11 protein-coding genes are annotated in these 13,083 nt (G+C 70.5%); 7 read left to right on the top strand and 4 right to left on the bottom strand.

Annotated elements, in window-relative coordinates:
• Positions 1-28 precede the first annotated feature (28 nt).
• Positions 29-508, bottom strand: coding sequence for an RICIN domain-containing protein (locus Adu01nite_RS06790; protein WP_203725670.1), 480 nt, complete (start codon positions 506-508; stop codon positions 29-31).
• A 97-nt stretch (positions 509-605) separates the two neighbouring features.
• On the opposite strand from Adu01nite_RS06790, the gene Adu01nite_RS06785 reads away from it, so the two are divergent.
• The 4 genes from Adu01nite_RS06785 to Adu01nite_RS06770 all read left to right on the top strand — a co-directional run bounded on the left by Adu01nite_RS06785 (position 606) and on the right by Adu01nite_RS06770 (position 4,821).
• The gene (locus Adu01nite_RS06785; protein WP_203725669.1) at positions 606-1,019 is read left to right on the top strand and encodes a DUF1810 domain-containing protein; all 414 of its coding nucleotides are present in this window, start codon (positions 606-608) and stop codon (positions 1,017-1,019) included.
• Between the two features lie 87 nt (positions 1,020-1,106).
• A complete protein-coding gene (locus Adu01nite_RS06780) occupies positions 1,107-2,651 on the top strand; it encodes a purple acid phosphatase family protein (protein WP_203725668.1) in 1,545 nt (514 codons plus the stop codon).
• A 265-nt stretch (positions 2,652-2,916) separates the two neighbouring features.
• Entirely contained in the window at positions 2,917-4,149 is a 1,233-nt protein-coding gene (locus Adu01nite_RS06775; protein ID WP_203725977.1) for a metallophosphoesterase, read from the top strand.
• A 72-nt stretch (positions 4,150-4,221) separates the two neighbouring features.
• Positions 4,222-4,821, top strand: a complete 600-nt coding sequence (locus Adu01nite_RS06770; protein WP_203725667.1) for a YbhB/YbcL family Raf kinase inhibitor-like protein — start codon at positions 4,222-4,224, stop codon at positions 4,819-4,821.
• Between the two features lie 43 nt (positions 4,822-4,864).
• Here the strand turns inward: Adu01nite_RS06770 and Adu01nite_RS06765 are convergent, their stop codons facing one another.
• The 3 genes from Adu01nite_RS06765 to Adu01nite_RS06755 form a co-directional block, all read right to left on the bottom strand.
• The gene (locus Adu01nite_RS06765) at positions 4,865-5,962 is read right to left on the bottom strand and encodes a cellulose binding domain-containing protein (protein WP_203725666.1); all 1,098 of its coding nucleotides are present in this window, start codon (positions 5,960-5,962) and stop codon (positions 4,865-4,867) included.
• Positions 5,963-6,040: 78 nt separating this feature from the next.
• Positions 6,041-6,700 (bottom strand): GNAT family N-acetyltransferase, encoded by a 660-nt coding sequence (locus Adu01nite_RS06760; RefSeq protein ID WP_203725665.1) that lies wholly within the window; start codon positions 6,698-6,700, stop codon positions 6,041-6,043.
• A gap of 56 nt (positions 6,701-6,756) precedes the next feature.
• Positions 6,757-9,798, bottom strand: a complete 3,042-nt coding sequence (locus Adu01nite_RS06755) for a putative bifunctional diguanylate cyclase/phosphodiesterase (RefSeq protein WP_203725664.1) — start codon at positions 9,796-9,798, stop codon at positions 6,757-6,759.
• A gap of 171 nt (positions 9,799-9,969) precedes the next feature.
• Between Adu01nite_RS06755 and Adu01nite_RS06750 the strand changes: the two genes are divergently transcribed.
• The 3 genes from Adu01nite_RS06750 (at position 9,970) to Adu01nite_RS06740 (ending at position 12,977) form a co-directional block, all read left to right on the top strand.
• The gene (locus Adu01nite_RS06750; RefSeq protein WP_239132187.1) at positions 9,970-10,686 is read left to right on the top strand and encodes a DUF1775 domain-containing protein; all 717 of its coding nucleotides are present in this window, start codon (positions 9,970-9,972) and stop codon (positions 10,684-10,686) included.
• A gap of 64 nt (positions 10,687-10,750) precedes the next feature.
• On the top strand, positions 10,751-11,590 hold the full coding sequence (locus Adu01nite_RS06745; RefSeq protein WP_203725662.1) for an alkaline phosphatase family protein: 840 nt from the start codon (positions 10,751-10,753) through the stop codon (positions 11,588-11,590).
• A 7-nt stretch (positions 11,591-11,597) separates the two neighbouring features.
• Complete coding sequence (locus Adu01nite_RS06740) at positions 11,598-12,977, top strand: MFS transporter (protein ID WP_203725661.1); 1,380 nt, start codon at positions 11,598-11,600, stop codon at positions 12,975-12,977.
• Positions 12,978-13,083 lie beyond the last annotated feature (106 nt).

Here is a 13,083-nt window from a genome sequence, read left to right as displayed (position 1 = left end):
TGTCGGACGCCGCGGCCGGAAATGCAGGCTATTGGCTCCATTTCTGGTTGAGCTGCCCGTTGCAGTCCCAGACCTGGACTTTGGTGCCGTTGTGGGTGCCGCCCGCGATGTCCTGGTCGAGGCAGCGGCCGTCCTGCCGGCTGGTGATGGTGCCGTCGGCGTGCCGGTCCCACTTCTGGTTCAGCTGGCCGTTGCAGTCCCACAGCTGCACCTTCGAGCCGTTGCGGGTGCCGCCGGCGATGTCCTCGTCGAGGCAGCGGACGGTCCAGGAGGAGCGGATCGTGCCGTCGAAGTACCAGGTCCACGACTGGTTGCTGCTGGCGGTGAAGCACTGCCAGGTCTGCACCTTGGTGCCGTTGCGGGCCGGGGTGGAGTTGTCGGCGTCGAGGCAGCGGCCGTCGTTGCTGCTGACCAGCGGCCCGGAGGCGAGGGCGGGGCTCGCCGGGAGGACCAGGGCGGCACCGGCCACGAGCACGGTGGCGAAGGCCTTGCTGAGAACCGCGCGCATCAGATTCCTGCTTTCGAGAGCTGTGCGGCGGGGGGCCGATTGCACTCTAGGCCGGTTCGTGCGACCAGGAGGCCGGAACAGGCGGGAGGATGGTGCGATGAGTTTCGACCTTCACCGGTTCGTGTCGGCACAGGACGGGGTGTACGAGCGGGCGCTTGCCGAGCTCACCGCGGGCAGCAAGCGGTCACACTGGATGTGGTTCATCTTTCCGCAGCTCAGCGGCCTGGGTTCGAGCCCGGCGGCGCAGCGGTACGCGATCGCCGATCTCGCCGAGGCGCGCGCGTATCTGGCCCACCCGGTGCTGGGTCCGCGGCTGGTCGAGTGCGCGACGGCGCTGCTGGGCCAGAGCCGCAGCGCGACCGAGATCTTCGGTTTCCCGGACGACCTGAAGCTGTGCTCGTCGATGACCCTGTTCGCGCAGGCCGCCGCCGACCCGGCCGTCTTCAACAGGGTGATCGCGCAGTTCTGCGGCGACCCGGACCGGCGCACTCTTGATCTTCTTGGTGCCTGATCTTTTCAAAGGGCGCCCGATTTCGACCAGTTACTGCTGCTAAAGTATCACATCATGCGCTCTGGGAAAGATCTGGATCTGCCACGCATGGGACTGCCGGCGGATCTCGCCGCCCGGCTCAGCATGCCGGAGCAGCACGAGTATTTGACCCGGGGCCTGCGCCGCCGCTCGCTGCTGGTCGCCGCGGCCGGCGGGGCCGCCGCCCTGGCCGGGGGAGCCGCGGCCTACGCCGGCAGCCGCGACGCCGTGCCGGGCAAGCTCGTCGTCCCGTTCGGCCGGCACCTCGCCTGGGGCGCCAACCCGCGCACCCAGGTCCGGGTCGGCTGGCAGGTGCCGAAGACGGTGCGCCGCCCCTACGTGCGGGTCGGCAACTCGCCCGCCACGCTCGGCGACAAGATCTTCGGCGAGCTCCGGCCGCTGCACACCGAGATCGAGGACGTCATCCCGGCGACCGACCAGTACTACGTGCACGCCGCGATCGACGACCTGATCCCCGGCACCACGTACTACTACGCGGTCGGCCACCACGGCTTCGACGCGCGGGAGCTCAAGGAGTTCGGCCGGATCGACTCGTTCACCACCGCGCCCACCCGCCGCCGGGCCGCCGAGCCGTTCACCTTCACCGCCTTCGGTGACCAGGGGGTGAGCCCGCACGCGCTGCACAACGACGGTCAGATCGCCGCCGAGCGGCCGGCGTTCCACCTGCACGCCGGCGACCTCTGCTACGCCGACTCCAGCGGTCAGGGCCGGATCGACGACCTGTACAACCCGCTGCGCTGGGACCAGTTCCTGGCGCAGACCGAGAGTGTCGCGGCGTCGGTGCCGTGGATGGCGACGCTCGGCAACCACGACATGGAGGCGGTCTACTCGCCGAACGGCTACGGCGGCCAGCTGGCCCGCTGGGAGTTCCCCGGCAACGGCCCGGCCAAGGGCGTCGGGGTCTACTCGTTCATCTACGGCAACGTGGGTGTGGTGTCGCTGGACGCCAACGACATCTCGTTCGAGGTCCAGGTGAACCGCGGCTACACCGGCGGCGAGCAGACCCGGTGGCTCACCGAGCGCCTGAAATGGCTGCGGGAACAAGACGACGTCGATTTCATCGTCGTCTTCTTCCATTACTGCGCCTATTCGACGACCGAGGCGCACGCTTCCGACGGCGCGGTCCGCAACATGTGGGTGCCGCTTTTCGACAAGTACCACGTGGACCTCGTGATCAATGGCCACAACCACGTGTACGAGCGGGCCGACGTGCTCAAGGGCGGCGAGGCGAAGAAGACCCCGATCGGCTCGACCGTGCACCCGTGGGCCGACGGCACCACCTACATCACCGCCGGCGCCGGCGGCCGCGGCCTCTACGAGTTCCCCGAGGGCCAGGAAAAACAGCACGACGGCGTTCGATCGTACGTGTGGAACGCCGACGGCAACCGTGTCCCGGAGACCGTCGGCTGGTCCCGGGTCCGCTACGGCGGCTATTCGTTCCTGGCGGTCGACGTGCGGCCGGCCCCGCCCGGCGAAACGACCACGATGACCCTTCGCGGGGTAACGGAGAAGGGCGTCGAGATAGACCGGGTGGTGCTCGCCAGAAAAGCATCAGGTGGTTCCCGTGAGCAACTCAGCGACGCGATCGCCTGACAAATTGATTCGACGGATGTGAAGTCTTTTGTATGGCTAATTATGTTCAGGGCGATGTAACCAAGCCGATCAATTATGCGGGCATGGACATCCCACGCATGGGCCTGCCCGACCGCCTGACCGCCCGGTTGAGCATGTCGGAGCAGCACGAACTCCTCACCCGGCATCGCGGCCACCGGCGCCGCTCGGTCCTCGCCGCCGGGGCCGCGGTCGCGGCCGGTGCGGTCGCCGCCGGGGTGCCGGCCAACGCCGCGAGCGCCACCGTCTGGCAGCAGCCCACCAAGGTCCCCGGCAAGCTGGTCGTCCCGTTCGGCCGGCACCTCGCCTGGGGTCCCAACCCGCGCAGCCAGGTGCGGGTCGGCTGGCAGGTGCCGCACGCGGTGCACCGCCCGTTCCTGCGGGTCGGCGACGCGCCCATCAACCGTTCACGACCGCGCCGACCCGCCGTCGCGTTCCGACGTCGTTCACCTTCACCGCGTTCGGTGACCAGGGGGTCAGCTACCACGCGCTCGGTAACGACGGCCAGGTCGCCGCCCAGGACCCGGCCTTCCACCTGCACGCCGGCGACCTCTGCTACGCCGACTCGAGCGATCTGGGCCTGCCCGCCGACACCTACGACCCGCGCACCTGGGACCAGTTCCTGGCCCAGACCGAGCCGATCGCCGCGTCGGTGCCGTGGATGGCGTCGCTCGGCAACCACGACATGGAGGCCCTCTACTCGCCGAACGGCTACGGCGGCCAGCTCGCCCGCTGGGACTTCCCGGACAACGGCCCGGTGCAGTCGGAGGGCGTCTACTCGTTCATCTACGGCAACGTCGGGGTGATCTCGCTCGACCCGAACGACGTCTCCTTCGAGATCCCGGCCAACCTCGGCTACACCGGCGGCGCCCAGACGAAGTGGCTGGACAACCGGCTCAAGTTCCTCCGCGAGCAGGACGACGTCGACTTCATCGTGGTCTTCTTCCACCACTGTGCCTACTCGACGACGACCGCGCACGCCTCCGAGGGCGGGGTCCGCAACCAGTGGGTGCCGCTGTTCGACAAGTACGGCGTCGACCTGGTCATCAACGGACACAACCACATCTACGAACGCGCCGACGTCCTCAAGGGCGGTAAGTCCCGGAAGACCCCGATCGGCTCCACCGTGCACCCGGCCACCGACGGCACCACCTACGTGACGGCCGGCGCCGCGGGCCGCAGCCTCTACGCGTTCGCCGTCCCCGACTCCTACGCGGGTCACGTCAACGACGTCGACGAGGTCCCGTCGTTCGTCTGGGCGGCCGGTGCGGTCAAGGTGACCGAGAACGTGACCTGGTCCCGGGTCCGCTACACCGGGTATTCCTTCCTGGCCGTCGATGTCAAACCGGCCGACCACGGCCGCACGACCACGCTCACCCTGCGGGCGGTCACCGAGTCCGGCGACGAGATCGACCGCGTGGTCATCGCCCGCCAGGCCGGCGGCACGGCCCGGCAGCGACTGAACGACGCAACAGCCTGAGTTCGTGCCCCCACGGAACGCAACCGCGGGGGCAGAATCCCCTTCATCGGATGATATTCAAGGGGGTAGATCATGCACCGCATATCTCGCCGTCTCGCCGTGGTTCTCGCTGTGGTTCTCGTGTTCGTCGGGGCCGCCGCCGGGGCGTCGGCGGCGACCGTCCTGCACTTCGGATTCAAGAAGGTCCGCACGGGACTGCCCACCGGGCTCGCGCATTTCAAGCTGACCAGCACCGACGTCCGCGCCGGCAAGCCGATCCCGGCCCGGCAGTGGGGCTGCGACGACGCCGGGCTGTCGCCGCAGCTGTCCTGGTCGGGGGCGCCGGCCGGGACCAAGAGCTTCGCGGTCACCCTGTTCGACCCGGATGCGCCGACCGGCAGCGGTTTCTGGCACTGGGTCGCCTGGGACATCCCGGCCGGCACCACCTCGCTGCCCACCGGCGCGGTGCTGCCCGCCGGTTCGGTGAGCGGCCCGAACGACGGCGGCGGCGTCGGCTACACCGGGCCGTGCCCGCCGACCGGGGACATCACCCACCACTACGTCTTCACCGTGGTGGCGCTGAGCTTGCCCACCCTGGACCTCGCGCCCGGCACCTCGCCGGCGGTCGTGGGCTACGTGACCGGCCACAACGCGCTCGCCTCGGCGAGCTTCACCGCAACCGCGCAGCAGTAGCCACGAGCGGGCGGGTGAAGGGGCCCTTCACCCGCCCGCCGGGTCAGGCCAGCTGGCAGGGGGTGCCGTTGAGGACGGCCTGGGTGGGTGGCGCGTTGCTGGTCTGCCAGCTGCCGAGCAGACCGGCCGAGACGCTGCTGCCGGCCGGGATCAGACGGTTCCAGCCGGCCGCGGTCAGCGTGACGACGTTGCCGGTCTGGCTGGCGGTGGCGTTCCAGGCCTGGGTGACCTTCTGGTCGCCGCCGAGGGTCAGCACCAGGGTCCAGCCGTCGATCGGCGTGGCGGTCAGGTTGGCGACGGCCACGTCGGCGACGAACCCGCCGGCCCACTGTGATCCGTTGTGGTAGGTCACCCGGCAACTCGGCGCGGGCGGGGGAGTGGTGGTCGGCGGGGTGGTGGTGGTGACCGGCACGTTGGCGGTGTTCGAGGTGGCCGACAGGTTCCCGGCCGCGTCCAGGGCCCGTACGTACCAGCTGCCGATCGCCGCGGTCGGCAACGGCACCGTGATCGCGGTGCCGCTGGTGCTGCCGACCAGGGTGGAGATGTAGAGGCCGTCGAACCGGTACACGTGGTAGCCGGTCACCCCCACGTTGTCGGTGGACGCGGTCCAGGCCAGCGATGCGCCGCTGCTGTCGGCGGCGGTGACCTGCAGGTTGCCCGGCGCGCTCGGCGGGGTCTGGTCGCTCGCGGTGTCCGAGGCGGGGGTGACCACGGTGACCCGGTTGGAGCCGAGACCGGTGTGCCCGAGGATGTCGCGGGCGGACACCCCGAACGAGTACTGCTTGGTCGCCGAGATGTTGCCGGTGATCGTGACGGTGGTGACGTTGCCGACCTGCTGCAGCCAGTAGATGTCGTTGAACGCCTGGGTGTAGCTGATGTTGTAGCCCTCGATGGCGGCGCTGGTGACGGCGGGCGCGGTCCAGGCCAGCGTGACCGAGCCGGTGGTGACCGCGGTGACGTGCAGGTCGGTGGGCGCGTTCGGCAGCGAGGGCGAGGTGCCGGGGGTCGGCACGGTGGCGGTGGGCGCGGTAGTCGGGGTGGGGGCGGCATTCGCGCCGGACGCCAGGGCGACTCCGGCGGCGAGAACGGCGGCGGCGAGGAGCGTCGCGGCCGCGAGCGTACGGGGACGGGAGTGCGACATGCCTCGACGTTCCGGCAGCCGTAGATGACTGTCAATGGATACCCGCGGGTACGCCTGCGCGCACCCGCGGACCGCGACTCAGCCGGCGTACCGGAACAGCGCGAACACCACCTCGTGGCTGGGTTCGAAGCCGAGCCGTTCGTACAGCCGTATCGCCCGCTCGTTGTCGGTGGCCGCGTGCAGGAACGGCAGCTCGCCGCGCTCCAGGATGCCGGCCGCGACGGCCAGGGTGAGCCGGGCGCCGAGCCCCTGGCCCTGGAAGTCGGGGTCGGTGCAGACCGCGCTCACCTCCGTCCAGCCGGGCACCCGGAACCGCTCGCCGGCCATCGCCACGAGCCGGCCGTCGACCCGGATGCCCAGGTAGCGGCCGAGCACGATGGTGCGCTTGGCGAACGGGCCGGGCTTGGCCCGCTCGACCAGGTCGAGCACCTCGGGCACGTCGTTCTCGGTCAGCACGACGGTGTCCGGGTCGGCGACGCCGGTCATGGCGCGGCCGACCATCTGCAGCCCGGGCACCGCGACCTCGGTCTTCCACCCGGGGCCGGGGTTGAGCGTGGGCCCGGTCAGCAGTGCCTCGTGGGTCAGTCTGGCCAGGTCGCCCCAGGCGGCCCGATCGGCCGGGTCGGCAAGCCCGGCGAATGGCGAGATGTCGGACGTATAGCGGGCGGCGTCACCGGACGCCTCGGCGTAGCAGGCCTGCGGCCCGGAGAGGGCGGCCCACACGGGATTCTCGAGCATGCCTCGACCCTGTCCCGGTCAAGCCGCCACCGCTAGTGAATATCCGTCAAAACTACTCAGACGAGCTCGGGGACGCTGTGCGTGAGGGCGACGATCTCGTCCGGCCAGGCCGGCTTGGAGAACAGGTAGCCCTGCCCGAACGGGCAGCCCATCGCGGCCAGCGCGGCCCGCTGGCCGGTCTGCTCGACCCCCTCGGCGATGACCTTGAGGTCGAGGTTGCGGGCCAGCGCCACGATCGAGTCGACCATGGTGTGCTGCTGGTCGCTGGTGAGGATGTCGTCGATGAAGCTCTTGTCGAGCTTGAGCACGTCGACCGGCATCTGCCGCAGGTAGCTCAGCGACGAGTAGCCGGTGCCGAAGTCGTCGATCGCGATGCGTACGCCCAGGGCGCGCAGCATCCGCAGGTCGTTCCAGACCTGCTCGGCGTCGCGCAGCACCAGGCTCTCGGTGATCTCCAGCAGCAGCCACTCGGGTCGCGCGCCGGCCGCGTCGAGGGCCTCCCGGACCCGCTCGACGAAACCGGGCGTCCGGAACTGCCGGGCCGAGACGTTGACGCTGACGTACTTGAGTGACATGTCCGGGTCGTCGGCGCGCCAGCGGGCGAACTGGGCGAGGGCCTCGCGCAGCACCCAGTCGCCGATCGCGACGATCGCGCCGCTCTCCTCGGCCACCTCGATGAAGTGGAACGGGCCGAGCAGCCCCCGGGTGGGGTGCTCCCAGCGGACCAGGGCCTCGACGCCGGCGATCAGGCCGGTGTGCAGGTCGACGATCGGCTGGTACATGTTGCGGAACTGCTCGGCGTCGATCGCGTCGTGCAGCGCGGCGCGTACCTCGAGCCGCTGGTTCATGGCCGTGTGCAGCTCCGGCCGGTAGCGCTGCCAGGTGCCCTTGGCGCCGCCCTTGGCCTGGTAGAGCGCCAGGTCGGCGTGGCGCAGCAGCTCGGTGGCGCTCTCCGCGTCGGTGCTGGCGGCCACGCCGACGCTGGCCGCGCCGCTGACGATGTGCGACCCGCCGAAACCGTCGCTGACCTCGAACGCCACCGCCAGGCTCGCCACGATCTGGGCCGCCACCAGCTCGGCCTCGTCGACGCCGCCGCAGTCCTCGATGAGCACGGCGAACTCGTCGCCGCCCATCCGGGCTGCGGTGGCGGCACCGCCGATGACCGTGGTGATCCGCTGCCCGACGGTGATCAGCAACTCGTCGCCGACCGCGTGCCCGAGGGTGTCGTTGACCTCCTTGAAGTCGTCGAGGTCGACGAAGAGCACGGTCAGCGTGGTGCCGTCCCGGTCGGCCGCGGCGAAGGACCGCTCGAGCCGGTTGCGGAACTTGACCCGGTTGGCCAGCCCGGTGAGGCCGTCGTGGAACGCCAGGTGGGACAGGTCGTCCTCGAGCCGGCGACGCTCGGTGACGTCGCTGATGGTCAGCACCAGGCCGCCCACCGTCGGGTCGTCGCGCAGGTCGCGGCCGTCGACCTCGACCTGGACGAGCCGGCCGTCGGCGCACAGCACGCTCAGGTCGGGGGCGCCGTCGGTGCCCGCGCCGCCGCGGACGGCGGCGAGGATCGCCCGCATGGTCCGGTGGTGGCTGACCGCGACCAGCGCGGACAGCGGGGTGCCGGCCAGGTCCTCGTGGCCGAAGACGGTGGCCGCGGAGGGGCTGGCGTAGCGGATGTGGTCGTCGTCGGTGACGATCAGGATCACGTCGGAGGCGTTCTGGATCAGGGTGCGGAACCAGACCTCGCTGTCGCGCCGGCTGACCTCGCCGGTCAGGGTGATCCGCTCGAGCACGACCTCGACCTGCGCGGTCAGCGCGGCGAACGTGTCGACCATGTCGCGCAGCAGGTTGCCGGGCGCGGCGATGATCCCGAGCAGCTGGCGGGCCGGCGTGCCGGGCAGCTGCAGCGTGCCGATCAGGTACGTGTCGTAGTTCTCGGTGCGGACCTCGTCCGGGACCTCGTCGGCGCCGACGATCCGGACACCGCTGTTCCGCGGCGCCTCGGTGACCTCGATGACCTGGCGCAGGTCGTACGGCGTGTCCCGGGGCATGAGGGTGCCGATGGCGTCGGCGGCCGCCTGCAGCGCGTCGTCGACGGTGGCCGCCGCGAACAGCTTCTCGCTGGCCTTGCGCAGCGCCCGCTCCCGGGACCGGGCCCGCAGCTGGTCCAGCGCGAGGCCGTTGACCCGGGCGATGACCAGCACGAACATCAGGGCGGCGGCGCCGGCGATGACCGGCGCGTCGATGACCCCCTGCCGGGCGGCCTCGGCGCCGTTGATCCACTCCAGGTAGAGCACGACCGGGGCGATCAGGGCGGCCGAGGCCATCCAGATGATCCGGTGCGGGGTCTCGGCGCCGTGCGCGCCGGACGGCTCGGTGAGTTCGCGCATCGACGGCATCAGCCCGACGAAGCCCATCGCCGCGTAGAACACGATCCAGCCGAGGTCGACCGGGCCGCCCAGCGACCAGGCGCTGTTGAGCTGGGACTGGCCGTAGAGCACGTCGGAGATCAGCAGGCCGATCATCGAGATGCCGAGGACGGTGAGCACCCGCGGCCGCTTGCCCGGGGTGGTGATCATGCGCAGGGTCATCGCGAGGACGAGCACGTCGCCGAGCGGGTAGCCGACCGAGACCAGCTTCTCCACCAGCGACAGGTCCTGCGAGCGGGTGAACGGCGCGATCCAGTAGACCCAGGAGAGCAGGCCGAGCCCGACCGTCGGCACCAGCGCGTCGAGCAGCGCGGCCCGGTTGCTGACGCCGCCGTTGCGCAGCCGGACGAACATGATGAAACCGCCGGTGAGCAGCGGATACACCGCGAGGTACAGCCAGTCGGCGATGCCCGGGAAGTTCGGCTCGTGGCCGAACGCGATGATCAGGTTGTAGGCGTTGTCGCCGGTGTTGAAGACCACCAGTGCGGCGGCGATCAGGTACCAGGGCGCCCGGTGCGACGGCTTGTTGAGGTGTACGCCGAGCACGATCATCGCCGCGCTGGAGTAGCCGAGCGCCGCCCACGTGTACAGGTGGCTGCCGGGGAAGGCGTAGTAGACGGCGGTGAGCACCACGATCCACGCAGCGAAGCATCCGCGTGCGGTTCGCGTCGTCATCCGCTCTCCGATCCGGCCGGGGACAGCATGGTTGCTGTCAGGCTTTTCATCGGGCGGTCCGGCACTCCCTTGAGCGGTTTGCGGCGTACCCGTCGTAGGATTCGCCGGAACTTTTCGCCCGTACACGGCGACTCATGTCGTGATGTGGTCGACAGCGAAGGTGGTAACACGGTGCGGTTCGGGTCTCGGGTGGTCACGGTGGGTGCCGTTGCGGGTTTCGCGGTCCTGGGAGTGGCCGGTCCGGCACTCGCCCACGTGGAGGTGAGCGCGGACAAGACGACCGCGGGCGCGGCGAACGTGACGCTCACCTTCAACGGCGAGGCGGAGAGCACCGACGCCGGCATCACCTCGGAGCGGGTGGTGCTGCCGGCCGGGCTCGCCCCGGCGAGCGTCACCCTGGTCAAGGCCCCGGCGGGCTGGACGTTCACGCCGAACGCGGACGGCTTCACGGTCGGCGGCAAGGCCCTGAAGGTCGGCACCGATGCGGTCTGGAAGGTCAAGATCGCGAAACTGCCGGACGGCGAGACAAGGCTTTCCTTCAAGACCTTGGAGACGTACGCCGACGGCGAGGTCGTCCGCTGGATCGAGATCCAGGAAGCCGGCAAGGACGAGCCGGACCACCCGGCGCCGCTCGTGACGCTCAAGCCCGGCCCGTCGACCGCGCCCACCACCGCGGCGCCCTCCTCGGCGGCGCCGTCCGCCGAGCCCTCGTCGGCAGTCCCGGTGATCACTTCCGCGGCGCCGACCATCAACGCCGAGCCGGCCGCCGCGGCCGGCGACGGCGGCAGCACCTGGTGGATCTGGGTGATCGGGGTCGTCGTGGTCGCCGCCGTCGCGGGCTTCGTGCTGGTCCGGCGCGGCGCCGCCAAGTCGGATCGACAGCCCTGAATTCTTAACCTGTCGTAAACGTCCTGTCCGGGCGCGCTTGTCCGGCTCTGCCGACGATGCAGAGATGTCCGTACGGCGTGTCTCGGTCGCAGTGGCGACCCTCGTCCTGGTCGTGGCCGGCCTGTCGGTGACCCCGGCAGCCCAGGCCGCCACCAGCGTGCCCCGCTTCGACCACATCGTCCTGGTGATGTTCGAGAACAAGGCGAGCTCCCAGATCACCGCGTCCAGTGCCCCCTACTTCAAGAGCCTGGCCGCGCAGGGGGCGAGCTTCTCGCAGTCCTACGCGATCACCCACCCCAGCCAGCCCAACTACCTCGCCCTGTTCTCCGGTTCCACCCAGGGCGTCACCAACGACGACTGCCCGAAGAACTTCACCGGCGACAACCTCGGCGCCCAGCTGATCACCGCCAGCTTGACCTTCAAGGGCTACTCCGAGTCGATGCCGTCGAACGGCTACACGGGTTGCTCCAGCAGCACCTACCGGCGCAAGCACAACAGCTGGGTGGACTTCTCGACGGTGCCGGCCGCGAGCAACCTGACGTTCGCGAGCTTCCCGTCGAACTACGCGTCGCTGCCCACTGTCGCTTTCATCAGCCCGAACATGTGCAACGACATGCACGACTGCAGCGTCAGCACCGGAAACACCTGGCTCCAAACCAACCTCGACGCGTACGCCCAGTGGGCGAAGACCAACAACAGCCTGCTGATCGTGAACTTCGACGAGGACAACTCCCTTTCGCTGAACCACATCTACACCACGTTCGTGGGCGCCCACGTCCAGCCCGGCACCTACTCCTCGAAGATCACCCACTACACGGTGCTGCGCACGATCGAATCCGCGTACGGCCTGAGCGCCCTGGGCGGCGCCGCAAACGTCACCCCGATCACCGACGTCTGGAACTGACCGCCACATGTACCTGGCCTCGGTATCCCGCCCCGCCAGCGCCACCAACCGGACAAAAGCCGTGAAGGTCGCGTCCAATGTGTTCGCGCTGGGCACGGTCAGCCTGGTCACGGACGTGTCCAGCGAAATGGTGACGGCGATCCTGCCGCTCTACCTGGTAGCCGGCCTGGGCCTCGGCCCGGCGGTGTTCGGCCTGGTGGACGGCCTGTATACCGGGGCAACGGCATTGCTGCGCCTGGCCGGCGGCTACCTGGCCGACCGGGCGCAGCGCCGCAAACTGGTGGCCGGCCTCGGCTACGGCATCTCCGCCGTGGCCAAGGCCGCCCTCCTGGCCGCCGGAAGCTCCCTGCCCGGCATCGGCGCGGCCATCGTCGCCGACCGGGCCGGCAAGGGCCTCCGCACGGCCCCCCGCGACGCCTTGATCACCCTGTCAACTCCACCCGAGGGCCTGGGCCGGGCATTCGGCGTGCACCGGGCGATGGACAGCGCCGGAGCGTTCGCCGGCCCGCTGGTCGCCTTGGCCGTGCTTGCCGCTTCCGGGCAGGCCTTCGACGCCGTCTTCGTGGTGAGCGGCTGCATCGCGGCTATCGGCGTGCTGATCCTGATCACCTTCGTCCGGGATCCCCGCCCGACCCGCACTCCGCGCAGCCCGCACGCTTCGCACGACGAGCCCGCTCCGCGTGGCCCGCACTCTCCGCGCGACGATCTCGCTTCGCATCGGCAGGCTTCGCGTGACGGACCCGCTTCGCCCGACGAACTCGCCCCGCCGGCTCCGGTCACCGCTACGAAGCCGGTGGACCTGCGCCAAGCTGCCGCGCTGCTGCGTGATGTCCGGCTGCGGGCGCTTCTCGCCGGCGCCGTGCTGCTCGGGCTGAGCACGATCGGCGATGGCTTCGTCTACCTGCTGCTGCAGCGCCGCGAGGACATCGCCACCGGCTGGTTCCCGCTGCTCGCCGTCGGCACCAGCCTCGCCTATCTCGTTCTCGCGGTTCCGCTCGGTGCCCTGGCCGACCGGGCCGGGCGCACCCGCGTCTTCCTCGGCGGCTACGCCGCCCTGCTCACCGTCTACCTGATCCTGGCGACGCGGTGGTCCGGGCCCGGCGCGCTGGTCACGGTGCTTCTGCTCTACGGGATCTTCTACGCCGCCACCGACGGCGTCCTGATGGCGGTGGCCGGTCCGCTGCTGCCGCCCGAGCTGCGCACGACGGGCCTGGCCCTGATCCAGACCGGCCAGGCGCTCGCGTACCTGGTCTCCTCGGTCCTGTTCGGCCTGGCCTGGCAGTGGTTCGGCGCCGCCGGCGCGATCCGCGCCACGGTCGCCGCCGCGACGCTTACCCTGGCCGGCTCCGCCGCCCTGCTGCTCCGCACCCGCCGAGCCGCCGCATGAAGCCGGATTGCCGCGCGGTGCCCGGCCGCGGTGCGGTGCCCGGCCGCGGTGCGGTGCCCGGCCGCGGTGCGGTGCCCGGCCGCGGTGCGGTGCCCGGCCGCGGTGC

Source organism: Paractinoplanes durhamensis (assembly GCF_016862175.1).
Taxonomy (GTDB): domain Bacteria; phylum Actinomycetota; class Actinomycetes; order Mycobacteriales; family Micromonosporaceae; genus Actinoplanes; species Actinoplanes durhamensis.
The sequence above is the reverse complement of the archived record's forward strand: the minus strand, read 5'-3'. Positions and strand labels throughout refer to the sequence as shown.